Origin of the sequence: Ruegeria sp. AU67 (genome assembly GCF_900312795.1) — a bacterium.
GTDB lineage: Bacteria > Pseudomonadota > Alphaproteobacteria > Rhodobacterales > Rhodobacteraceae > Ruegeria > Ruegeria atlantica.
This window is the reverse complement of sequence record NZ_OMPH01000027.1, coordinates 33,585-58,057: the sequence shown is the minus strand read 5'-3', so window position 1 is coordinate 58,057 and position 24,473 is coordinate 33,585. Positions and strand designations below refer to the sequence as shown.

Sequence of the window (24,473 nt, the reverse complement as noted above, 5' to 3'; positions counted from 1 at the left end):
TTGGCCTCCTTAAATCAGGGCAAGGCTGAGGATCGGGAACTCGATCAGAATGAACAGAACGATCAGCATCACAAAGGCGAAGGGCAGCGCGCCCATAAACACGTCCTTCAGAGAGATACGGTCGTCATTGATCGTCGATTTGATGACGAAGCAGGATATGCCTAGTGGCGGGGTCAAAAGCCCGATTTCGGCGCCGACCACGGTGATGATCCCAAACCAGATCAGCGACATATCCAGCGCTTCAGCCATGGGCAGAAACAGCGGGACGACGATCAGGATGATCGAAGCCGTATCCAGCAGTGTTCCCAAAAACAGCATCAAAAGGACGTACAGCAGCATAATCGACCAGAAGGACGCGGAATTTCCTGCAAGCAAGTCCTGCAACTGATTGGGCAGCCCGGCCAGTCCCAGCATGCGGCTGTAGATCGAAGCCGCAGTGATCAGAAACAAGATCGCCGCTGTGATATGACCGGTTTCCAGCAACGCATCCCAGAACGCTTTTGGGGACATGGATCTGCGTAGGACAGCGATGATCAAAGCCACGAAGGCACCGGCTGCTCCTGCCTCGACCGCAGTAAGCCAGCCGGTGTAGATCCCGCCAAGAACGATAGTGATGATGCACAGTGTTGGTAGCGTTTTGGACGCAATCTCGCGCCCGGACATCCATTCGGTATCTGCCACGATGCGGCCACCGACAAACGCCGGTGTGAATCGGCCCATGGCCCAGATCGCGCCGACATAGGCGATCGCCAACATGATCCCGGGAATGACCCCGGCCAGGAACATGTCCCCCACGGATTGTTCAGCAACAAAGGAGTAGATGATCAGCATGGCCGATGGCGGGATGATCATGCCCAAAACCGAAGACCCGGCCACCACGCCAACAGCAAAGCGTGGGTTGTAATCCTGCGCCATCATCTGCGGCACCGAGACTTTGGTGAACACGGATGCGGATGCAATGGACGACCCGGTCACGGCGGCAAAGACGGCGTTGGCTCCAACCGTGGCCATTCCAATCCCGCCATTGACCTTGCGAAACCGCATGGTCATGACTTCATAAATGTCCCTGCCTAACCCAGCCTTTGAAACGATGAGCCCCATGAAGGTAAACAGCGGGATAGTCGCGAAGCTATACTCCATCGCGCTGTCGCCGACCGCCACTTTCAGCAGGTTCAGCGCTAGTGTGAAGTTGTCCCGCATCAACCAGATCGACACGAACGAGACGACGCCTAAGGCGATGGGAATATAAACACCCGCGTAGATCAGAAAAACAATGGCAACGACCGAGATCAGGCCAATCTCAATCGGCGTCATTCTGCGGCCTCGTCATGTTCAGGGGTGCGAATAAGTTGCGGACGGTCCTGCGCCGTGACGACCTTGAGCAGGAAGATCACGCAGGCAAGCGCAGTACCGCACGCGATGACCAGTTTGACCGGCCACCATGGCAATGTGAAAAGACCGGGCACTCCGAAGTAGTCCTGTGTCTGCCACATGTGTAGGAATTCAGGGAATGTCACATAGGCAATCAATGCCATGAAGATCGACGAGATGGCATTGATGATGCGCCTCAGGTTGGCTGTCAGGCCCGGGCGACGATGGTGTAGCAGGTTCAGGAACCCGTCCGAGCGTGTTAACCGATCTACTCTGACCACGTCCGCCAACTGCAGAAAGACGATCATCACGACCGAAAACTGCACCATCTCATAAGTGCCACGCAATGGGGCTGAAAACAGGCCACGTGCAATAACGTCGACATTCAGAACAACAACCAACGCCAGGACGACGAGCGTACCCAAAGCGTTGGCGGCGATTGCTAGAAAATTGGCGACCCGCGACAGGCCAGCAACTGCGGTCTTCAGCATGAAAGGCCCCTTTCGTGGATCGCCGGACGGTTATTCGGCCGTCCAGTCACGCACTCCGGTGAAACCGGCGTCTTGAAGCTTGCCAAGGTAGGCGGTCAGCATTTCAGTTCCTTGTTCGCCGTTGTCATTCAGCGTCGCGGCCCATTCCTGCGCGACATTCGGCATTGCGTTTGCCCAAGCGGCACGGTCTTCGTCCGAAACCTCAACGATTGTTCCACCCGCTTCAACATACGCATCCCGCGAAGCAGCGGCGCGGTCCATCGCGATACCGGCGACATGGTCACGGTAATCGATGGCAACCGCCGTCAACACCTCTTTGACTTCGTCCGGCAGGCTTGCCCAATAGTCTGCATTAACCGTGATGGTTTTTGAGTTCACAGCACCCAGATCGGCCTTGAGCATATACGGGGCGACTTCAGCGATCTTGAACGTCTTCGCCGCTTCGGGCCACAGCATTCCACAATCAACCAGACCCGTCTGAAGCATGTTGTAGAAATCGGTCAGCCCACCGCGCACACCTGCCGCATCCTTAATGCCTTCGAGATACCGCAAGTTGAGGCCAGCACCGGCAATCTTGCGACCCTCTAGGTCCGAAACCGAGGCAACCGGTTCTGTGCAGAAAATCTGATATGTGTCGAGAACAACACCCGTGGCCAGATAGACCTGGTTCTGTGCGGCAAACTCGTTCTGCATCGCCGGGTATTCGCGTGCGATTTCATCTACGGCCTTGGCCACGGCACGGGAATCCGATGCCACAAAGGGTGTCGATCCCGAAATACCCTGGCTGGGCAGCTTCGAAGAATGGAAGATGGTTGTGACGATGCCTATGTCACCAAGGCCCAGCTGGATTCCCTCCAGAACGCCTTTCGGCTTTACGATTGAACCGCCATAGTTCTCCTGCCAGTTCATCTTGTAGTTGCCGGCGTCGGCCAGTCGCTTGTCCACCTCCGGAATGAAGAAGTTGGTGAACTCCTTCACCCATAATGCCCGGTCTGGGTAGCCATCGATGACAACGGCAGAAATAGTTTCCTCTGCTGCGGCGGGCAGCGCCATGACGCTTGCCAGAGCAACTCCGATAAGGCTGCGTTTGGTCCAGATTTTCATTTCTCTCCTCCCAGAAAGTCGGGCCTTTTGTCTTTATTGGTTTGTTTTGACCCAGTTGACGGTCAGGTCTGTGCCTGCCGCTTCAAATAGTTTTGCGATGGCGCAATACTTGGCTGTCTCTTCGCCCACCCGTGTCAGCTCCTCCTGACTGGCGGGCGTGTCACACTTCACGGTGAGCTCGATTTCCGGAAACGGAACATCGATCTCCTCCTCCATCAGGACACCGCGCCGATCCAGCCTGCATTTCGCGTCGATTGTCACCGCGCCGAGATCAACTCCCAACCGGTGTGCATTCTTGTGCCCGATGACGTTCGTACAGGCGATCAAGGCTGCCATTGCGGTTTCGGTCGGAGACGGGCCAAGATTTGTTCCACCGCGTTCAACGGGTTCGTCGACAACCACATCAAGATCGCGAATTGGGATCTCGGTACGCGCATGTGTCGGGCATTGAGCTGTCGTTCGGTAAGTCACGACAGGTTTTACTTTCATAGCCACAGCGTCACCTCCTCATGCATAAGTGCAAACCTTTTCGAATGGAAAACGTGGAAGCTTCTGGAACAGACCGGTCTCGTCTGCGTAGCCCAAATTGCAAAGAAAATTGGACTTGAGCGTCGTGCCCGCGAAGAACTCTTCGTCGACGATCTTGTTCGAAAAACCTGACATGGCGCCGACGTCCAACCCGACAGCCCGGGCCGCAATCATGAAGTACGCGCCCTGCAGAGTGCCGTTTCGGTAGGCCGTGTCCGCTACGTATTCGGGTTTGTTTTCAAACAAGGGCCGCCGATCTTCGTGCGGGAAAAGAAACGGCAGTTCCTTCCAGAAGTCCAAGTCGTAGGCAATGATCGCCGTGACCGGTGCATCCATCATCTTTGGCACGTTTTTCGGCTTTAGCGACTTGGCAAGCCGCTCTTTTCCCTCTGCGCTTTTCACGAAAATAAAGCGCGCAGGCAACGTATTCATGCTGGTCGCGCCGTTGATCGTGATGTCGTAGATCTCTTCAAGTATGCTGTCAGAAACAGGCTTGTCGGTCCACTCGTAGTGCGATCTGGATTCGCGCAGGATCAAGGCAATCGCGTCATCCGACAAACGTGGAATCCGTTCGCGCAGATCGCGATGATCCTGCTGCGCCTTGGCGCGAAGTGCCTCCAGCTCTGCCCCGGTTGGTGCGCTCATGCTGCGGCCACCTTTGACTTGGAGTCCTTTTCGTCGATGATCGGGCTGGCGCAGATTCCGATGCCTTCAATTTCGACTTCGACGGTTTCACCCGGCTTCAGCCAACGTGGATTGGGCTTTTTGGCGTGACCGACACCCGGTGGTGTGCCCAACGCAATCAGGTCTCCGGGCTCCAGAGTGGTGTATTCCGAAATCGTCGCAATGACCTGACGAACGCCCCAGATCATATTGGCAGTGTTCGAGCTTTGCAGGATTTCATCGCCCACGCGGCTTTCGATCTTCAGACCGGACGCCCCTTCGGGCACTTCGTCCGGCGTTACGGTGAAAGGACCGATCGCGCCCGTATCATCGAAGTTTTTGCCAGGCGTCCATTGAACGGTTTTGCGCTGATAGTCCCGCAGCGACCCGTCGTTGAACACGGTGTAGCCAAAAACATAGTCCAGTGCGTCCTCTTCCGAGATATGCCGACCTCTTTTTCCAACGATCAGCATAAGCTCGGCTTCGTAGTCTAGCTTCTCAGAACAGGCAGGCCGTACCATGGGCTGCCCCGCCGCCATGATCGAGTTTTTCCCGCGCATGAACAGCGTTGGATATTCGGGGATGTCGTAGCCCCCTTCCTTGATGTGGTCCGTGTAGTTCAAACCCATGCAAATGATCGTGCCGGGCGCGACCACGGGCAATGCTGGTGTGATAGAAGACACAGGCACACTGTCTGCAGCGGCGATTTTGTCAGACAGTGAGTCGGCCAGTCCAGGCTTGGCAATTAAACCCATCAGATCGGAACCGACGGCAGGGTCCAAAGCCGTTAGATTCACTGCGTTTTTACCGTTCACAGCAAAGACCGCAGTGCCTTCCGAGGTTTCTCCCACCAGGTATTTCATTTTCACCATCCATATCAGTTCGCTTGATTTTTGCCGACTATTTTGCAATATGTCAAATAATATCGATATTTTGGAGATCCGCGATGGTTGCTTGGGCAGATTATAAATCAGAAGCGAAAAGCCGAGGCGCACTGGCACTGGAACTTTATGTTGCACTCAGCACACCGACCAAAGCGCCAGAAGACGTAAAGGCGTCACTTCCAGGTCACTTGGCGTATCAGGCGGATCTTGAACGCGCGGGGAAGTTGGCTTTTGCAGGGCCGATGTCGGATGAGACCGGTGAGCATATGCAAGGGGTTGGCCTGATCATCTATCGCGCTGATAGTCTTGAGGCCGCGCGGAAGCTGGCCGAGGACGACCCCATGCATAAAAGCGGGGCGCGCAGCTTTGTACTTCGGCGCTGGATGATAAACGAAGGTTCGCTGAACCTTTCAGTTGGTCTATCGACTGGCACGAGTTCCCTCAGCTAAGAGCGCGCAAGAGTTTTTGCCGCAAAAAAGGAAAAGTCGGATATGGACGCCATGCTTGATACCGAGGGCAAAGAGACATCAGCCACTCATGGTGCGTATCGAAGGCTGCGCGAAATGATCCTGACCGGCGAATTGCCGCCCGGACAAAAACTTAAGATCGAGCAACTCCGCGGCCTTCTAAACACTGGCGCAAGTCCAGTTCGCGAGGCGCTGAGCCTTTTGACCTCGGACATGCTGGTTGAACGGATTGACCAGCGCGGATTTAGGGCTGCGCCCGTGAGCAAGAGTAACTTTGAGGAAATCCTGCTGCTGCGATGCAACCTCGAGGAAACCGCGTTGCGCGCTTCCATCGCCAAAGCGGATGCGGCCTGGGAGGATCGGCTTGTTTTGCGTCACCACCATATGAAAAAGGCTGGCCAAAATGGGGCGCACGACTTTGAAGACGCCCATAAAGCGTTTCACATGGCTTTGTTGGACAATTCGAAATTACCACTGCTGCTGCGATATTGCTCGCAGCTCTACGACCTGAACATTCGCTACCGCTATCTGGCAGCTGGCGGTTCGAGCTATAAAAAGCGGGACATCGCCGCCGAGCATCATCACATTCTGGACGCCGCATTAGATCATGACGCAGACAGCGCGACCAAGCACTTGATCGATCACTACCGTCGAACGGGTGAGTACCTGAGCAGCCAGATGGATACCTAAAATGCAACGGAATTGGTTTCTGGGCGATCTATTAAACCAATTGCTGGACCGTCCTGACAAAAGGCGTGGCAAGGATGATAAACGATCCATTGCTGAACTTTGCGAGGCGCTTTTGTCCACAGAAGGTGAAGTATCGGGCTTCACGCTCGCGTCCACCATACTTGACCGCTACCAGACCCTGGATGACGCGGGAAAACTGGACTTTTTTGTCTACTTGAATGACCAGCTTGAGTTAGACGCAGAAAAACTCGCTGACACGGCGCGCCTCTATGCCAATGATCAAAGTGTCGATCTGTATCAAAAGCTTAGTGAATCCGCAGAACCCAGGCGGCAGGAGTTATTGCGTCGGCTGAACCAGCCGTCTGGTGCGACGCAAGAACTTGTGGCTATGCGCGTTGATCTACTGCGATTTCTCAAATCTGATGCCGAACTCAAGCGAACCGATATTGATTTTGTCCATTTGTTGAGAAGCTGGTTCAATCGAGGCTTTCTTGTTCTCAAGCAAATCAGCTGGGATACGCCTGCCCGCGTTCTGGACAAGATCGTCGCATATGAGGCGGTTCACCAGATCAACGATCTGGACGACTTGAGGCGCAGGCTCTACCCACCTGACCGTCGTTGTTTTGCGTTCTTCCACCCTTCGATGCCCGATGAGCCGCTGATTTTTGTCGAAGTGGCCCTTACAACTGAAATCCCGGGCGCGATCGATACGCTTTTGTCTGAAGCTCGAGAACCGATTGAAGCCGAGCAGGCAAAGGTCGCGGCGTTCTATTCCATTTCAAATTGCCAAAAGGGTTTAGCAGGAATCAGTTTTGGGAATCTTTTGATAAAGCAGGTTGTGACCGAGCTTTCGCGAGAGCTTCGAGGGCTTGATACCTTTGTGACACTGTCGCCGATACCGGGGCTGAACCGGTGGTTGTCTGGTGAAACAGAGCATCCCGTACACGGACATGCCGCCAAGGCCGTATTAGCAGAAACAGCCGCGCCACAGGACGTGCGCGCAATGGCCGCCCGGTATTTGTTGCTTGCGAAGCGTGAAGATGGGATGTCGCTGGATCCCGTGGCCCGCTTTCATCTGGGCAATGGTGCTGAGCTTCATGAACTGCACGCCGACGCAGATCCGTCGCCAAACGGGCGCGCCCAATCCGGAGGCGCGATGGTCAACTACCTTTACGACTTGAACAAAACAGAACGTCACCACGAAGAATTCGCGACACATGCCACTATCCAAGCCTCGCGTTCAGTTCGTGCGGCTTCAACTGCGGCGCTTGCGATCAAACCAAGGGAAAATACAGCGTGACCAATACCCTCTACGACAGCTTGTTTGCCCGCCACGAGGGCAACACGGCTCCATTCCTGCAACTCGATGATGGCAAGGTGGTTTCCTATGACGCGTTTCTGAAGCGCGCCGCACAGATCGCGCATGTTTTGCAGAACAGCGGAGTTTCTCCTGGGGATCGCATCGTAGTGCAGGCCCCCAAGCTGGCTGATACGATTGCGCTCTATGCTGCTTCGGTTCAGGCAGGTGCTGTCTACCTACCACTTAACACTGCCTACACCATGGCAGAGTTGGACTACTTCATCTCTGATGCTCAACCGGCGATGATCATTTGCGACAGCAACGATGAAGCTGAAATAAAAAAATTGGCAGCCCAATCGGGCGCAAAGCTGCTGACCCTCGGCGGCGATAGTCCAAGCCTAAGCCTAGAGGCTGACGCACAACCCTGCGTATTCGAAACCGTGGATCGCGCACCGGACGACCTTGCGGCTTTACTGTATACATCAGGCACTACGGGCCGTTCGAAGGGTGCAATGCTAAGTCAGCGAAACCTTCTGTCCAATGCCCAAGCTCTTGTGGAATTGTGGGACATCACCAGCGCCGATCGCCTGCTTCATGCGCTGCCAATCTTTCACACACATGGGCTTTTCGTGGCGATGAATACGTCATTGCTCGCAGGTGCCAAAGTTCGGCTTATGGAAAAATTCGACATTGGCATGATCTTGGAAGAGTTGCCCCACTCGACCCTTCTAATGGGTGTCCCCACTTTCTACACCAGATTGCTTGCGGATGACGGTTTCACCAAAGAGGCCACAGAGAGCATGCGTTTGTTCATTTCTGGTTCAGCCCCATTGCTGGCCGAAACCCATTTGGCGTTCGAAACGCGCACGGGCCACCGCATACTTGAACGCTATGGCATGACCGAGACGAACATGAACACTTCAAACCCATATGAAGGTGAGCGCCGCGCAGGAACTGTCGGCTTGGCGCTTCCCGGCACCGAGGTGATCGTTACCAATCCTGAAACTGGAGTACCGCTGCCCCGGGGCGAGGTTGGAATGATCGAAGTACGAGGGCCCAATGTATTCCAAGGCTATTGGCAAATGCCCGGGAAAACCGCCGAAGAGCTACGGGAAAACGGGTTCTTCATCACCGGAGACCTGGGTCAATGCAGCGAGGATGGTTATCTGTCGATTGTTGGTCGGTCAAAAGACCTGATCATCACTGGTGGTTACAACGTCTATCCCAAAGAAATTGAAGACGTCTTGAACGACATCGACGGCATCCTGGAATCGGCAGTTTTTGGCATTCCTGACACCGATTTTGGCGAAGCTATCATTGCCACTCTGGTTGCCGAGCCTAGCGCGCAACTTGATATGGAACAGATCGCGGTGACCATCAGAGACAAGCTGTCGCGATTCAAACATCCGCGTCGCTACGAACTTGTCCCGGGCCTGCCGCGCAATACGATGGGAAAGGTCCAAAAGAACGTGCTGCGCGAACAGTACGCGCAAAAAGAACTGCCAATGGGTGTGTCCTAGCAGCCCGCTGAAAAACTCAAACCAACCACGACCCTTTGATCTGACAACCCCACCTTGCGAACGGCCAACTCATAAGGAGACTTACAATGACTCGCATGACGGCAAAGGACTTCGACCAGGAACTTCTGGACCTGTACGACTTTTACGCGCACGGCAAAATCACCAAGCGCCAGTTCCTGGACCGCGCCGGTAAGTTCGCGGTTGGTGGTTTATCTGCGGTCGCGTTGCTGAACATGCTCAGCCCGAATTATGCTTTGGCCGAGCAGGTATCCTTCAACGATCCCGATATTCATGCAGACTACATCACCTATCCCTCACCAAATGGAACTGGCGATGTTAGGGGCTACCTTGTCAGACCGGCCGGTGTGGATGAGCCCTTGCCGGCAGTACTGGTCATCCACGAAAATCGCGGCTTGAATCCCTACATCGAAGATGTGGCGCGCCGATTGGCGAAAGCCGGATTTATGGCTCTGGCTCCAGACGGCCTGACGTCGGTGGGCGGATACCCTGGCAACGACGCCGATGGGCGCGAGCTGCAAAAGACAGTGGACCGGGTCGAATTGATGAACGATTTCTTCAATGGGTTCGAATACTTGTTGAACCGAGATGATTGCACTGGGAAGGTCGGCGCTGTTGGTTTCTGCTACGGCGGCGGTGTGGTCAGCGCAATTGCCGTGGCCTATCCCGAACTGGCCGCTGGTGTCCCGTTCTACGGGCGCCAGCCAGCGGCCGAAGATGTGGCCAAAATTCAGGCGCCGTTGCTTGTTCAGATGGGAGAGCTTGACGAACGCATCAACGCGGGCTGGCCAGATTTTGAGGCAGCCCTGCAGGCCAACGACAAGGTATACGAGGCCTACATCTACGAAAACACCAACCACGGCTTCCACAATGACAGCACGCCACGTTACGATGAGGAGATGGCAAACCTGGCTTGGGACCGAACCATTGATTGGTTTAATACCAATCTGAAGTAACTGCGATGAGCTGCGAAGACAACCTTGCGCTGGCGCTGTTTCATCGCAGCCCACAGTTCACCTAAACCAAACCCTGAGAAGCCCGAGCATTCTCTTTTTCGTGATCAGAGAGGCCGCGAGGACCCTTGGTCTGTAGACGGAGTGGAACCCATTGCGGCATCAATATCGATGGATGCCTTTATTAACAAATTCCGAAACCATTGGATGTTTGATTGCGTCACAGCGAACATTGTGGTGGAGGTGTTATGTGAAGCGATCTACGGTTAAATGCCGGACCTGCTCTCACGTACCCTCGCCAATGGTGTTTCGAACCTTGGCAATTTCTTTCACTACATACCGTAGCAAGTTATCGCCCTCGGCCCTGAGTTCGCGGCGGTCTTCGTTCTTTATCACAAAGGTTGCCCCAGCCATTTGATTTTCTATTAAATAATCAATCGCCGCTATGCGTACTCCACGGCCAATTTTCTTTCCTTTTCAACGTCAACAGCCCATCAAAATGTCCAATTAGGTTATGCGGCAGGACCTGATCTTTGACGAGGTCATGCAAGTTCATCGGCGAAGGCAAGTCCGGTATCTGCCTGATCCACGAGATAGCCAATCCGGGTCTCAGTATGACGAAAACCGCGACAGGTCGACGTCAAGTTATTGAGGAATGTGAAGCGCAGATCGCTTCTGGGCATTGGTCTAAATGCCCACTGGCTAGACTCCTTTGACAAGCATCATGCCCGAAGCTCGTGCGCGAAAGGGAACGCGAAACATTGGTGTTTCAAAAACTCTCACAACGGACACACTGTCTGTTGCTGCGCCAACCCTTGTAGCTACAAAGTTCATTGAGAAGCCTTGCGTTCTTTTTCCGGCCAGAATTCATCCACCACGACATATGCAACGATTACAAAAAATGCCGCACTGGCAACTTGTAAAACTCGAGTGATGCTCTTGACGTCAGCCTCGTCTGAAAACGGCGCAACCGATCCGCCATATACGATCAGGGCCGTTGTAATAGCAGAGCCGGCAGCGGCGGCGAGCGGGGCTTGAGATTTTCCAAGTGCGCCGAGAGTCAGGCAAAAGAAAAAACAGAGCAGAATGGGCGTCAAAATAACCGGAGCTATTACGTTTATTTCATAGCATATGATGGAAACTGCCGCCCCAAGGAGGTTTGCCGTCAGCATGGCTTTTGCAACGGTTTTACCTGCGGCAGGCATTGCCGCGAGTTGCTGGCTCAGCAGCGCGACGAAGAACAGAACAAGCAATGCAGACGCTCCGGAAATAAAGAACGCCATAGCAAACGGCACTGTGACAAGAGACATCCTGACAATTCGGCGATGTGGGTCGAAACTCGCCTGCGACACAGCTTTCTTTTGAGCCGCCGTTTGAGGTTCAGCGGGTATCAACACGAACATCAACGTCGATACGAAGCCTGCAAATAGCAGGTTCAACGGTATCCAATACACGAGCACCAAAGCCAGGTCCTGTGATTGCAGAACCAGGTTCGGAATCATCAATGCGCCCATGAGCGCTATCACACCCGGTAAAACTCCGGCGCCTGAAACGGACCATTTGAAAGACAGGATTATTCCAATGGCCACCAGCATAAGAAATACAAGCGGATATGGTGAGAAGATTGACGACAACAGGAACGAAATGAACATCAATCCAATAGAGAAGACAAAGAGCTTAGCAAATGCTGCCAAAGGCAATGCGGCAGGTGCTTGCAGAAAAAGGGCGGCGAACACCGCCCCAACGACGGCAAGCGGCCACCCAAGAAATAAGCCCAATGAATAGACGCCGGTAACACCCAGCGCAAGCCGGGTGACAGAGCGTTGGTCCTCAGTACGCATAGGACAGAATTGAAACCACGCGGATGTAGGTACGACCTACGAGGTTCAGCAACGAGCTGTCACTTAGATACATGATTACATCGGCTTGCCCATTCAGTTGAAAGCGAAGGTCATCTTCGGTGCTTCCTGCTTCATAGCCAGGCAAAACGATCCTGACTGGGAATCTCTCAGGCTCCCGCAAAAAACCTTTAGTGCTTGGCGGGCTCGCCAATTGCCCGGGCACATCACCGCCACTTAGGGAAACAGCCGCACTAAAGCTCTCAATGACGCCCGGAATAATCTGACCTGGATGCATATCCAACACCACGTCAACCGGAGAACCTATCGAGGCTCTTCCTAGGTTGTTCTCGGAAAAATACGCCTCGATCCAGACGTCAGTTGCGTCCAGAAACGTCAACAGATCCTGGCCGGACCGCGCATATGTTCCAGGGGCTATCAGCAAGTTTGAGATGACACCTGTCGCCGGAGCACGTAGTACAGTCCACTCAAGGTTAAGCTCTGCATCCGCCAGGGCAGCCAACGCGCGCTGGATTTTCGGATTTTCAATCCCGTCGTCACCAAGCCTCTGTTTTGCTTTTTCCAGATCCGCTTTTGCGTTCTCATAGTTTGCCTCGGACTCTGCCAGTTGCCCTCGCGCATCATCGGCCTTTGAGACGGCAATCAACCCTTTCTTTTCGAGCGCAAATACACGTTCCGTTTGAATGCGCATCGTATCCAGATCGCTCTGCGCCCTTGCTAGTTTGGCTTGTGCCGCTCTTACCTCTGCCGAAGATGCGCCCACTTCTTGAGTGGCCGCTTCGAGATCAGCTTCCGCTTTGTCGCGCTGAATCTCGTAGGGTCGCGCGTCGATCCGGACAAGGACATCTCCGGCCGAGACTATCTGGCCATTTTCGACCAGTACGTCAGTCACAGTGCCTGTCACCTGCGGGACGATCTGGGTCGCCACGGCTTTTACTCTGGCGTTCCCGGTAAATGGCGTTTTCCGATCAGCGACCAAATACCAGACAAGAAAAATCAGAATGACAGCCAGGGTTGTCCATATCGTCTTCCTCATTTCGCCGCACCCTCAGCAACGCCCTCGGCTTCGGGCGAAGTATCAATCCACACTTTGAACAGCTCATAGAAAACAGCGAAGAGAACCGGCCCCATAAAGACGCCGATCAAACCGTACGCCATCATACCTCCGAGAACACCGATGAGGATGACCAACATAGGAGTCTCGAGGCCTTTTGAGATGAACACGGGTCTTAGGAAACTGTCCATTATCATGACTGGAACGGCCAAAACGGTGAAGATCAAAGCAGTTCCGCCGGACATGGAACTCCATGCGTAAATAATTACCGGTATAAGAACCAATCCGGGCCCGATTTGGATAATCGAAAGTATCAGGCAGATAAATGCCAGCGTGGCGGCCGAAGAAATCCCAAACAAAGCCAATAGTATCCAAACGCAGACCGCCTGAATGGCTGCTACACCAATCACGCCTTTTGTCACGTTCCGAATCGTTGCGCCTGCCAGCGTTACGAATTCACCGCCTCGCGGTGCGAAGACACGGTTGGCAAAGCGCTGAAGACCCTGGACCAAATTTGGACCGGGACTGAACAACGCCCCCATAATCAAAACGGACAAAGCTAAGCCAAGAAGTCCGATGCCGATGCCCAACACCTTTCCGAACAGCGACTTGGTGATCTCAAGGATTTGCGTGCCATATTTCGCAAGCGCGCCGTCAAGATTGCGCTCAAACATTCCCCAGACATCGGAAATCTTGTCTCCAACCAATGGCAATTCCTTGAGGCCCTCGGGCGCAGGTGGGACTTTCAACTCACCCTTGTCGGCCTGTTCCGCAAACTCGGACCCTAGTTCTGCAGCGCCAGACACCGCAGTCGCGACTGGCCCCAGGGTCAAAACAAGGCCTAACAAAACCAAGATTGTCGTTGCAAGCTTCTTTCGTCCTCCCAGTTTGGACTGAAGCCAATCAAATGCAGGGTAAAGCGCGACGCAGAGGATCGTTGCCCAGATAACCACGCTCGCAAGCGGGGCCACCATGACCAGGGCGCTGTAGAGGAATAGTCCGAGAAAGAGCAATCGTATCGCTAGATCGACAATCTTTGCGTCCTGAGTCTTTTCCATTCCATCCCTCCATGTGTTTTTCGAATGTTACACTCAAAAAACATAATATGTATATTTTTTTGAATTTTAGTTATCATCTATCAGCTTGAAGACACAAATGAATCCGGGCCACGGCTTGAGATGCCTAGTCAATCCAATGCCTGGGCATGAACTCGATTTGGCCAAATTGGGAAAATCTATTTGTCCGCTTTTTTGTCGTCTTGGGACAAGATTGTATCTGCCACTGTGGTCGCCGCGGTCACGAAGACACCGAGGCCCACGATGATGTAAATCATTGTGAAGATCTTCCCTGCCGCGGTTTCAGGTGAGAAGTCACCAAACCCTACAGTCGAAATTGTCACCACAGAAAAGTAGATTGAGTCGAGCCAACTCCAACCTTCGACAAAGTGGTAAAAGACCGAGGCCCATAAAATCATTCCAACTGTGAAGGCAAGAATGCCTTTCACTCTACCGTCCTTTAACGCAACGCCCATCCCACGTGTTATTCTGGTTAGTGAGTTCATCGTGTCCTCGTTGTTTGAAGAATTCACATATAACAGTAATTAGATTAATGTGCGAAATAGAAGTGCTTTGGGCGCCAATCGTTTAGTTGGTGCGTCGAGTCGCAGTAGTCGACGCTAATGCAACTTGTTGGTTTTGGCTTGCAAAGCTCGCTTCTAGCCAGCGTTTTTGAATCTGGGTCAATAGCACAAACGAGTTTTCGTAATTTACCCGTATCTTAGCTGTCCGACCAAATCAGCGAGCGGCATTAGCTGAAGGGTCAAGGTCGTTCAGAATTCAGAAAACTAGGATGCCATATATTCCATTAACATTATGATTAAATGGTCTAGGCTGCCCGACGGCTGAATCGGAATCTTAGGAGAAGAGCGTGCGGTACGTTGCAAAAGGCTTATTGATTTGTTGCGCTGTCGCGTTTGTGGCTGTGTTAGCAGCTTGGCTTTTCCTGTCTTCTGCGTTGTTTTCCTCGGTCAGGACTACTTTCGTCGAAAATCTGATCTCCAAGAAACTTGGCCAAGAGGTTAGAATTGAAGATGAAGTGCGTCTGGGTATTGGTCGGCAATTGCAGGTGTCAGCGGCAGGGCTGGTACTACCTGGTTCTCAGAATGCAGATTTGAACCTCGCGGCAATCGACGAGATTCAGTTCGAAGTGTCCGCCCGCGACCTTTGGAACAATAAACTGTCACTGAGTGGTCTTTCGCTCTCAGGTGTTCATCTGAACCTAATCACAGACAAAGACGGCTTCGGAAACTGGCAGTCCATTTCCCCAACGGAAGCCGAAGCCGGGAAACCTGCAAATTCCCCGACGCCGCTGTTAGCCGGAATTCTAACGGATCGCAAAATTGATCTGATTGATATCGCCATTCTTTATCAGAACGATTTAAACGGAATTGAGTTAGATCTGCAGCTTCCTGAAGTGCTCTTAAAGCGTGATACGGAAACCGACGTTGCGACCGCAGTCGCGGCCGGTTCGCTGAACGGAGAGAGGTTTGATCTGAACGCGACATTCCCCGCGGAAGACCCGTTTCAAGTGGCGGTGAACTTTGAACAGATTTCTATTGTCGCCGAGGAAGTCCCCCAAGAAAACGGTCTGCAAGTGGCAACGACCGTGGAGATTGCCGAACTTGGCCAGCTTCTCGATATCTTGAAGCTTAATCGCGTTTTGGAAGGTACAGGGAATATTGGTGCAACGTTCAAATCAGTCGATGGTGTAGCACGAATTGACGACCTATCTGTATTGGCTGAATTGGAAGGCGGACAAAGCCTTTCATTGACGGGGCAGATCGGGGAATTGGGAAATCCGGAAGACGTGTCGTTAACAACCCGCATTCGGTTGTACCCAGAAGATGCTGAACCAGCCCCTGCCGCATCGCGATATGATCTTAAACTTATCGCGGTCGACATGGTTATCGACAGCGTGCCTGGGCAGGTTCCGCAGCGACAAATGGTCATTAAGACCAACGGGTTCACATTGGACACCTCTGGCGAGGGCCCGCCCCCGATCAAGTTCTCCGAACTTTCCAGAACACCAGAAGGCGCGTTAAAGGTCGGCAGCATCAACTTGAGAATTGGGAACCCCGCTGATCCGTTAATCATTTTGGACGGTTCGGTCGATGACGCGCTGCAATTACAAGGAATATCAGCGGAAGGTCTAATGGACATTCCGGCAAGCAGTTTGATCTCACCAGAACTGTTAGGACCGGACGACCAACTCGGCAGGTTTTCTGGTGACTTCCGTTTGAACGGCGACATCAATCAGCTTTCGCTGACGAATTTGGATGGAAAGACAAGCGATACGGACGTCTGGAACCTTGAGGTGCATGGCACTGTCAAGAATGTACTCAAATTCGAGGACCTAGATTTGGCAATTGACGTCGCAGTCCCATCCGGGGCGGACCTTTTGGAGGCACTATCGCTTGAACGCGTGGAAACCGGACAGGCTCGCCTAGAGATTGACCTCGCCAGCGAAGGTACCGATTGGAACGCGAGTGCCAATGTCGAAGTTGCTGAATCTGTCCTTGAAATTGTCGCCGATCTTGATGATGCAACAAGTGATCCTGTGCTGAAGGGTTCCATAGAGAGTGACCTGATAAAGATAGATCATATCCGAACCATCGTTCAGGCCGCCGCACAGTTGCGGAAGCTAGGCGGTGCGGAGCCCAACGAGGAAGATGTCAATCAAGAAGCCGGTGACACTAGCCCTTTGAGAGATGTGACGCTTAAACCAATTGGACGTTCAGTTCTCTTGTCCGGTATGGATATGGATGTCGACATTGACCTTCGGCACATAGAGGGTGCCAAAGGCATAAGCAGTTTGCAGAGCGAACTGACGCTCAACAAAAATGAGCTTAAAGCTGGGCCTTTGAAATTTGAATACGGAGGCGCCCATTTCGACGTCAGCGGGCAAATGGATCTATCAAACGACGCGCGTCTGCTCACGCTGACCGGCAAAGCAGGCGGCTGGCAGCTGGATGATATTCTTCACGGTCTGAAATTCAAAAAAGGCGCAAGCGGTACGATCTATGCAGATTTTTCGGTGACCGGTGGAACCGATTCACCCAAGTACTTTGCCAACAGCATGAGTGGCAACGCCACAGTTTCATTGCGTGATGGCTCGATCGAGACCCAGCTATTAGATCTGGCAGGATTAGGGGTGCTACCTTGGGTTTTTACCAAAGAAAAACAAAAGGTTGCCCCAATCGTATGCTTACGCGCGCCGATTAGTATCTCCAATGGAAATATTTCGACGAAACAAACCACCTTGGAGACGGATCATGTCCAAGTTGTCGTCTTTGGCGGTGTCGATGTAGCCGGCAAGGTCTTGGATTTAAATCTACAGCCCCGCAAGATTGGCGAACCTCTTTCGAAGAGCCCCTGGCCCGTGACCTTGAAGGGCCCAATCGCAAAGCCGAAGATCAAGGTCAAAGACGGCCCGAAGCGATTGAAGCGATCAGATGGTGCGGACAAAATGCCGGCCAAAAGAAAACTCTGCGTCCCAGATATTTTGCAACTGCAGTAGTGGAAGAGGCAGTTGGTTCAGGAACAAATTTATTAGTCAAGAAAGATGACAATGCCCCCGAAAAGGGATTTCTGCTTTGGGATACCTATCACAGAACCTGTAGGCCAAGTGTTTCTGGGGCAAGGGGAAGATCATCCCACACCTGATTTAAGCACAATGCTCTTGAATTGCAGGGAACTCAGAGACAAATCGCGACCGAGTACGGTGGATACAATGACATCTTGGCTGGGAGAAAGTAAATGTTCCTACACGGATTGGAGTGTGTAAAGTCTGCCACGGAGCTGCCGTTCGCTACATCAGTGATACTGGCGACCGTAGACGGTGGCTTTGCGTAGGAAACCGAATTTACGCAGCCATTCACCCTCCGATAAGACGAGCCTTCAATTAGCAAGCATAGTGGCTCCAGAACACGCGTTTCTAATTCTTGTCGGCGCTGCTAGGATAAGTATTTGGAAGCTGTGGGCAGCCAATCCGAGTATTCGCGCCTTAGTTGTTATCCAAGGCGAAATTTTGTCGGCGCCATGCCTGTCTGGCCTCGAAAAAAACGAGTGAAGTGGCTCTTATCGGAATAACCAAGCATGAGACCGATCTCCGCAATTGTCATCTTGTCCTCTCTGAGGTGTTCTTTTGCGACATCGACACGAAGCCGCTTTATTTCCCGGGGTAGCGTTGTCCTTTGTTGCTGAAGGGCTCTCAGAAACCGGTCCGGCTGTATACCCAGAAATCCGGCCACCACCTCCGGCCCCAAATCTGTTTCATCCAACTTATCGCGCAAGACAGATCGCAACGCAGCCACTACGGTTACTTCTTCGTTTTGCCAAGTTGAGTCTAAGGGAGTGGTGTAGGCCTCTGAGGCATGGCTTAAAAACAACCACTCCACAGGAAAACTGATTTGCATTCCGGGATCGCGTCCAAGACTGACGTCAATCCCTTTGTAGTCGATGGGCAGCCCATTGATGTATCTGCTTTCCCATTGCACACGCGAAGAATCCCAGGACCCTCCGACGACGGTCTGCAATAGGCGTACATAGATTGCGGCACCAAAACCGGTCACCTGAATGGGTGGGACAGTTGGTTCCTGTTGCCTCTCGATACGATAAGTCGCTTTGTCTGCTTCAATGACGAGGCTGTGCCGCACAGAATTTGATTCCCGCGGTACGAGCCCAACAAAGCGAGAAAAAAACTCGAATAGCGTTTCTGTAGATTGCAAGGCTTGAGCGAACGGCGGCCATCCTTGTAGGTCGAACGTCTCCCCTACATTCAGTCCTAGGTATCGATCCCCTGATACTTCTGAGAAGGCATTCACCAAACCGTAGACCAGCTCTGAGTGAACGAACACGGATGGGTCAGACAACAGTTCGGCTTTCAATCCGACTTGGTCCAATGCTGGTTGCGGATTGATCTTGCGTTCGGTGAGATATTGCAAAAACGGAGCGGCTAAGGAGAGGCGAATAAAGCCCTCGCTATGCTCTTGAGAGGTGGAGTTGAAAGGCAAGCTCGTCACCCTTGTGATGATTGGTCGATTGATTCAGTGGCCATTTTTACGATTACATTCGAACACGCCAATTCAAAAGTGGCAACCGAGGCAAAGATTTCCGGACTACAGTTGGCAAAACATGAATATGAAGGGAGTGCTTATGTCCGGTCTACGAATGTCGCTTTGCTCGACGGTAATTGTCGCTGCAGGTCTTTCTTTTTCAGCGTCCGCGCAGGCTCAGGATCAAGAAGAACCCCAAACGTTGTTTACCAACGTGCATATCTTCGATGGCGTGAATGAACAGCGCATCGAGAATGCCAGCGTATTGGTCGAGGGCAACCTGATTAAGTCCGTATCAACCGATGCGATCGATGCCCCCGACGCTACGGTCATTGACGGAGAAGGGAGGACACTGACCCCCGGCTTCATCGAAAATCACGCACACCTGATGCTGCCAGGACCCACGTTGCCCGCAATGGAAGCCAACAGCACTTGGGAAGACCTCGCGATTCACGGCACTCAAATGGCTGAGATGTACTTAATGCAAGGCTTTACCACCGTAAGAGATGCAGGTGGCGCTAATGGAGGTCTTCGCCGCGCAATCGACACCGGGACCATTGCCGGGCCGCGTTTCTACCCTGCGGCTGCTTTTCTAAGTACGCGTGGTGGCCATGCTGATTTCGCCAACTTTACGGCGCCTGTTGGCCAGTCTTCGAACTTCAGCCGTCTGAATATGGCCCAAGAAGTCGACAGTGTCTCCGAAATGTACAAGTTTGCTCGTAACAACTTCCGGATGGGAGCAACACAACTGAAGTACATGCAATCAGGCGGTGTAGTTTCAGTGTTTGACCCGTGGCAGTTATTGGCAGGATCGACGGCAGAGTTAGAAGCGGCCGTGCAGGTTGCCAACGAATACGAAAGCTACGTCATGGCCCATTCCTACCGCAAGGAAACGATCATGGCGGCACTGAATGCTGGTGTGCGATCAATTGAACACGGGTTCATGTTTGATTGTGAAATATCGGCGCTGATGGAAGAGAAAGGAGCCTACATCACAACCAATCTCACGGCATTTGATCCAAATCTCTTCGATATTCCTGCCATTCGAGATGTCCCAGCCAGCTTACGAAAGGCACAGTCCGCTACGCAGGCTTTCGGCGACTACATAAAAAACATGAATGAGTGCCCAGCTAAAAGAGGGTTTCACACGGATTGCGTAGGTTCTGTAGCAGCTTGCAATATTCAAATTGCCTATGAAAAACATCTCAATAATGAGTTCTTTGGCTCCCACGCCTCTTTGGTCGCAATGACATCTACTGGCGGTGAAATCGCTGCTTTGTCCGGGCCGTTCATGAACCCCTATCCCGAAGGCAAACTGGGTGTGATCGAGGAAGGCGCATATGCGGACATCCTGCTGATCGATGGTAACCCCCTTGAAGACTTCTCGGTTGTTGGCACAGGTGATCAGTGGTTTGGTGCCGATCCGAGACCGGAAAGCCCTAAAACGATCCGGCTGATCATGAAGGACGGTGTGATATACAAAAACACACTGAAATAACCCCGAAACTCGACCGGAGAGTATTCATGTTCTTTTGGTTTCGCTCCATCTTGCTCGCGGGTTTGGTCTGTTACGGTCATTCCGCCATGGCAACGCCAGGAACCGCGCTGGACTGGGTCGATCTTCCAGACCCATCTGTGCAGGTCTATGAAGATCCCTATCGGGACCTCAGCCCCGAACAGTTCGACGACGTCCTTTTCGTTGTGCGGATGCGTGGCAGGCTGCAGCAAGACGCTGGCAGCGCGGAAGAAAGACAGAAATGGCAGGAGCTTCTGACCGAGACCGAGGATGCCTTGGCGGGAGTTGGCGTTGATGTCGACTGGCTGCTCGATCAACGAGAACTTGTGAAAGAACGGCGACGAAAGGCAGGAATGAGCGGAAATCCTCAACTCGATGGTCAAACAATAACAATCGCGGGCTTTGCCATTCCGGGCCCGAGCGATCCAGACGGGCGATCTGTGGCGTATCTAGTGCCAGAACGAGGTATGTGTAGCCACATGCCTCCACCTCCGCCCAACCAGATGATCCGTGTGCGGTTGAATGGAGACTGGACGCCCAGCTATTTCCACGAACCCGTTCGGCTGACGGGCAAGCTGACTATCGATCCCACTGTTCAGAATATGATGGTTGTGGACGGCCTCATGCCCATGAATGCGACATACCAGCTGGATACGGAACGTGTCGAAACTCTGGAAACCGAAGCAGACGGGCTGGAATGGAAGCAGCGCGCCGCTGATCGTATCCGAGCGGCGGGCAGTCGCAAGACCGGCGGGGCACAGGCGTCTGAATGATAAGACTTCTTGTTGTCGCACTGAGTATTGTCTTTGCTGGCGCAGCGTCGGCTCAGGGATTATCCGGGCCATCTTCCGTCGAAGCTGATCTAGAGCCCGGAGATGGGCTAACTGATCCGCAATATCGTACCGATTTTCCGCTCAATATTGCACCGGGTTGGTTTCAGTGGAAAGACCGACTGGCTGAGGGTGGGTTTCGGTTCAACGTGGACTATTTGGCGTTGGGCCAAACCACGAACGCGGATCTGGGGGAGGGCGAAGCCGCCAGCGGAATTGCGCGGTTCTATGGCAGTTGGCAGGCGACTGAACGGGGGTCTCTGACATTCAAGATCGAAGACCGGCACAGTTATACCGATATTGCCCCGCAATTCCTTGGGCTAGATGGTGGAGCCCTTTCGATCACAGGGACAGCCTTCAACGATAATGGTCTACTGCTGACCAACCTGTTCTGGACCCAAAGGGCCGAGAACGGCTCGTGGACGCTGCAAGTCGGGCAGATTGATGTAACAGACTTTGTGGATATCTATGGGTTGGTAAGCCCCTACAGCGGTTTCCAAAACCTGTCTTTCAATACCAACCCTACACTTAACGCGCCCAATCCAGGCCTTGGCATTGCCGGTGGCTTAAAGCTGAGCGAGAACCTCTACGCCGTTGCGAGCATCTCAGACGCAAACGCCGACCCGTCTGATCCAAACTTTGATGTGTTTAGCGATGGCAATCTCTTCAAGTCACTCGAACTCGGCTACACCTCCGGGTTTGACCGCATCTATTTCGACAATATCCACTTGACCCTTTGGCATGCGGATGCAGCCGACGATGGCAGCCGCCCTGAAGACTATGGGGCTGCATTTTCAGCGGCATGGTTTGTTGGCAATAAATGGATGCCATTCTTTCGTGCAGGCGCCTCAAAAGGAACAGCGGCGCTCTACGATCGGTCCATCTCTGCAGGTCTGGGATATTACGGTCGCAATACTGACCTGGCCGGTCTGGGCCTGAACTGGGCCGAGGCAAGAGGCATAGATGGTGACCAGTTCACGCTCGAAGCATTCTACCGTTTTTCAATCTCGCCCGGACTGCAGATCACGCCGTCACTGCAGTTCATTTCTGACCCGCTGCAGGACCCCACTCAGGACAGCATTACGCTGTTCGGCCTAAGAACCCGGATCGTTTTCTAATGTGAGTCGAAAGCAGACGCCAAAAACAACAAAACACTCAGTTTTGTCGATCAAAGGGAGGATCTATCCATGCGTGCCTTGTTTCTGGCATGCACGTTGTCTGTGTGTTCGACTTTGTGTTTCGCGCAGACTTACGACGTTGTCATTCTCTACGGTCGGCTAATGGACCCGGAAACCGGGTTCGATCAGATCGCTAACGTGGGAATAAGCAACGGCTGGATCACTGCAATTAATGACGAAGAAATTAATGGTAGCGAGCCCATCGACGCAACAGGGCACGTTGTTGCCCCCGGGTTTATCGATCTCGAGCAGCACGGGCTGGACCCTTGGGGTATCAAGGTAAACCTTCGTGATGGCGTTACGACTCAAATGGATTTTGAGGTTGGGGCAGCAAACATCGACGAATGGTATAGTGCGCGCGAAGGCGCAACACAGGCAAACTATGGCACGGTCGTTGGGCAAGAATTCGCACGGATGCGGGTTCATGACGGCCTCGTGCTTGAAGGTGGGGATATAGACTTCCGGAACTTCTTCGCACTGCGGGCGCAATCCGTGGAAGATGGCGTCGAGGGGTGGTCTTCTGTTCCAAGCAACCGTGAGCAGATGAACGAAATCACTGCCCAGTTGGATGAGGGACTACGTCTTGGGGCCCTCGGCGTGGGATCGACCATCGGCTACGCCCGCGAAGGTATTACCACCTATGAGATGTTCGAAGCACAGCGGGCTGCGGCGCGTTACGGTAGACTGACTTCCGTCCATCACCGATTTGAACCCAGTGCTTCGACGCCGACAGAAACACAGACGGGTGTAAATGAAATCTTGGTCAATGCGATGGTGCTTGGCGCACCGCTCCACATACACCATGACAATGACTATGGCTGGTGGGAAAATCAGGAAAAGCTCCAGATGGCCCGCAACCAAGGCTATAACGTTTGGTCCAGCTACTACCCTTGGACCGCCGGGTCGGGAAACTACGGCGCATCGATCATCGCCCCTGAAAACTGGGAAGGTTCGATGGGATACAAATACGAAGACACCATCTTTGACCCCCAGCTCGATCGCTTCGTGACAAAAGACGAGTTTTTGAGCTTCGCTGAGAATGAACCGGGACGGACGGCAATTGTTTTTAGTCCGCCAAGGGAGCAATGGCTGAATGATTGGATCACCATCGCAGGCTATGGCATCTCGGGCGACGGTATGGCCGGGCTAGACATCGAGGGCAACTTGATGAGTTGGGATGCCCCTTATGAAGACTATGCTGGGCATCCTCGGTCAGCAGGCAGCCACGCGCTTGTCTTGAGACTGGCGCGCGAAGCGAATGTGCCGCTTATGCTCACACTCACTCAGCTAAGTTACATCCATGCGAAGCGATTGGGTGACACAGGTTTGCGAGCGATGCAGGTGCGTGGGCGAATGCAAGAAGGCATGGTCGCGGACATCACGATTTTTGATCCGGAGACTGTGACCGAAAAGGCGAACTATACTCTCGGTCAGCAAGGTCTTCCGTCAGAAGGCATACCGTACGTGCTCGTTAACGGAATGATTGTTGTTAAGAACAGTGAAGTGCAGCGAGATGTTTATGCCGGACAGCCGATCCGGTTTCCAGTCGAGGAGAGCGGGCGTTTCATTCCGGCCGGTCGCGAGCAGATCATGGGTATTCTCACACCGGATACCGGCACGGCCCGTCCAACGCTTCTCGAAGATATCACGAATAGTGAAGCCAATCTGGCACCTATTGCGCCACCAACTGGCCAGTTTGCATCGGTAGAGCTGACCGAACCCTTTGATTGGTTTACGCCTCGCAACGGTCTAGATGACAGTAGCCTATTCTATTGCGTCGTGCATGCTCGCTTCGAGGATAGCGCAACAGCAAAACGTGATTATGCGAAGGCTATGTTGTCTAAAGCTGGGGGGCAATAAACTCGAGCTAATAGAGAAACGCAGAGCAAACTACCTACCAGAATGCAAAAACGATGCGCAGCGAACACAGTTCCA

General features: G+C 53.1%; 21 protein-coding genes. 10 read left to right on the top strand and 11 right to left on the bottom strand.

Annotated features, from left to right (window positions below):
* Positions 1-9: 9 nt before the first annotated feature.
* The 6 genes from DK510_RS14295 to DK510_RS14270 are packed head-to-tail and all read right to left on the bottom strand — an operon-like array spanning position 10 to position 5,020.
* Positions 10-1,314 carry a TRAP transporter large permease gene (locus DK510_RS14295; RefSeq protein WP_109312676.1) on the bottom strand — a complete coding sequence of 435 codons (1,305 nt, stop codon included), beginning with the start codon at positions 1,312-1,314 and terminating at the stop codon, positions 10-12.
* Complete coding sequence (locus tag DK510_RS14290; RefSeq protein ID WP_109312675.1) at positions 1,311-1,862, bottom strand: TRAP transporter small permease; 552 nt, start codon at positions 1,860-1,862, stop codon at positions 1,311-1,313. Before DK510_RS14290 ends, DK510_RS14295 begins: the two co-directional genes overlap by 4 nt.
* Before the next feature lie 30 nt (positions 1,863-1,892).
* A complete protein-coding gene (locus tag DK510_RS14285) occupies positions 1,893-2,966 on the bottom strand; it encodes a C4-dicarboxylate TRAP transporter substrate-binding protein (RefSeq protein ID WP_109312674.1) in 1,074 nt (357 codons plus the stop codon).
* A gap of 33 nt (positions 2,967-2,999) precedes the next feature.
* Positions 3,000-3,455, bottom strand: coding sequence for an OsmC family protein (locus DK510_RS14280; protein ID WP_109312673.1), 456 nt, complete (start codon positions 3,453-3,455; stop codon positions 3,000-3,002).
* An 18-nt stretch (positions 3,456-3,473) separates the two neighbouring features.
* Positions 3,474-4,139 carry a malonic semialdehyde reductase gene (locus DK510_RS14275; protein WP_109312672.1) on the bottom strand — a complete coding sequence of 222 codons (666 nt, stop codon included), beginning with the start codon at positions 4,137-4,139 and terminating at the stop codon, positions 3,474-3,476.
* The gene (locus DK510_RS14270; protein ID WP_109312782.1) at positions 4,136-5,020 is read right to left on the bottom strand and encodes a fumarylacetoacetate hydrolase family protein; all 885 of its coding nucleotides are present in this window, start codon (positions 5,018-5,020) and stop codon (positions 4,136-4,138) included. The genes DK510_RS14275 and DK510_RS14270 overlap by 4 nt, the downstream gene beginning before the upstream one ends.
* An 83-nt stretch (positions 5,021-5,103) precedes the next feature.
* On the opposite strand from DK510_RS14270, the gene DK510_RS14265 reads away from it, so the two are divergent.
* The 5 genes from DK510_RS14265 (at position 5,104) to yghX (ending at position 9,992) form a co-directional block, all read left to right on the top strand.
* Complete coding sequence (locus DK510_RS14265) at positions 5,104-5,490, top strand: YciI family protein (RefSeq protein WP_109312671.1); 387 nt, start codon at positions 5,104-5,106, stop codon at positions 5,488-5,490.
* A 42-nt stretch (positions 5,491-5,532) separates the two neighbouring features.
* Positions 5,533-6,198, top strand: coding sequence for a GntR family transcriptional regulator (locus DK510_RS14260; protein WP_109312670.1), 666 nt, complete (start codon positions 5,533-5,535; stop codon positions 6,196-6,198).
* 1 nt (position 6,199) lies between these two features.
* Complete coding sequence (locus DK510_RS14255; RefSeq protein WP_109312669.1) at positions 6,200-7,498, top strand: malonyl-CoA decarboxylase; 1,299 nt, start codon at positions 6,200-6,202, stop codon at positions 7,496-7,498.
* A complete protein-coding gene (locus tag DK510_RS14250; RefSeq protein WP_109312668.1) occupies positions 7,495-9,018 on the top strand; it encodes a malonyl-CoA synthase in 1,524 nt (507 codons plus the stop codon). The genes DK510_RS14255 and DK510_RS14250 overlap by 4 nt, the downstream gene beginning before the upstream one ends.
* A gap of 86 nt (positions 9,019-9,104) precedes the next feature.
* Positions 9,105-9,992 (top strand): YghX family hydrolase, encoded by an 888-nt coding sequence (yghX, locus tag DK510_RS14245; RefSeq protein WP_109312667.1) that lies wholly within the window; start codon positions 9,105-9,107, stop codon positions 9,990-9,992.
* Positions 9,993-10,819: 827 nt separating this feature from the next.
* Here the strand turns inward: yghX and DK510_RS14240 are convergent.
* From DK510_RS14240 to DK510_RS14225, 4 genes are all read right to left on the bottom strand, one after another.
* Positions 10,820-11,830 carry a DUF2955 domain-containing protein gene (locus DK510_RS14240; protein ID WP_109312666.1) on the bottom strand — a complete coding sequence of 337 codons (1,011 nt, stop codon included), beginning with the start codon at positions 11,828-11,830 and terminating at the stop codon, positions 10,820-10,822.
* Entirely contained in the window at positions 11,820-12,884 is a 1,065-nt protein-coding gene (locus DK510_RS14235) for an HlyD family secretion protein (protein ID WP_109312665.1), read from the bottom strand. Before DK510_RS14235 ends, DK510_RS14240 begins: the two co-directional genes overlap by 11 nt.
* Positions 12,881-13,960 (bottom strand): AI-2E family transporter, encoded by a 1,080-nt coding sequence (locus DK510_RS14230; RefSeq protein WP_109312664.1) that lies wholly within the window; start codon positions 13,958-13,960, stop codon positions 12,881-12,883. Before DK510_RS14230 ends, DK510_RS14235 begins: the two co-directional genes overlap by 4 nt.
* Before the next feature lie 176 nt (positions 13,961-14,136).
* Positions 14,137-14,406: a potassium channel family protein gene (locus DK510_RS14225; RefSeq protein ID WP_233493465.1), complete on the bottom strand. Its 270-nt coding sequence runs from the start codon at positions 14,404-14,406 to the stop codon at positions 14,137-14,139.
* 422 nt (positions 14,407-14,828) lie between these two features.
* Here DK510_RS14225 and DK510_RS14220 point away from each other — a divergent pair, with 422 nt between their 5' ends.
* Positions 14,829-17,477, top strand: a complete 2,649-nt coding sequence (locus DK510_RS14220; protein ID WP_109312662.1) for an AsmA family protein — start codon at positions 14,829-14,831, stop codon at positions 17,475-17,477.
* A gap of 493 nt (positions 17,478-17,970) precedes the next feature.
* On the opposite strand, the gene DK510_RS14215 is transcribed toward DK510_RS14220, so the two are convergent.
* A complete protein-coding gene (locus tag DK510_RS14215; protein WP_160116530.1) occupies positions 17,971-18,972 on the bottom strand; it encodes an AraC family transcriptional regulator in 1,002 nt (333 codons plus the stop codon).
* On the opposite strand from DK510_RS14215, the gene DK510_RS14210 reads away from it, so the two are divergent.
* The 4 genes from DK510_RS14210 (at position 18,962) to DK510_RS14195 (ending at position 24,398) form a co-directional block, all read left to right on the top strand.
* Positions 18,962-20,512, top strand: a complete 1,551-nt coding sequence (locus DK510_RS14210) for an amidohydrolase family protein (protein WP_234999087.1) — start codon at positions 18,962-18,964, stop codon at positions 20,510-20,512. The two genes, DK510_RS14215 and DK510_RS14210, sit on opposite strands and share 11 nt — an antisense overlap.
* A 26-nt stretch (positions 20,513-20,538) precedes the next feature.
* Positions 20,539-21,303 carry a DUF3299 domain-containing protein gene (locus tag DK510_RS14205; RefSeq protein ID WP_109312660.1) on the top strand — a complete coding sequence of 255 codons (765 nt, stop codon included), beginning with the start codon at positions 20,539-20,541 and terminating at the stop codon, positions 21,301-21,303.
* On the top strand, positions 21,300-22,478 hold the full coding sequence (locus DK510_RS14200; RefSeq protein ID WP_109312659.1) for a carbohydrate porin: 1,179 nt from the start codon (positions 21,300-21,302) through the stop codon (positions 22,476-22,478). Before DK510_RS14205 ends, DK510_RS14200 begins: the two co-directional genes overlap by 4 nt.
* Positions 22,479-22,547: 69 nt before the next feature.
* The gene (locus DK510_RS14195; RefSeq protein ID WP_109312658.1) at positions 22,548-24,398 is read left to right on the top strand and encodes an amidohydrolase family protein; all 1,851 of its coding nucleotides are present in this window, start codon (positions 22,548-22,550) and stop codon (positions 24,396-24,398) included.
* Positions 24,399-24,473: the final 75 nt, after the last annotated feature.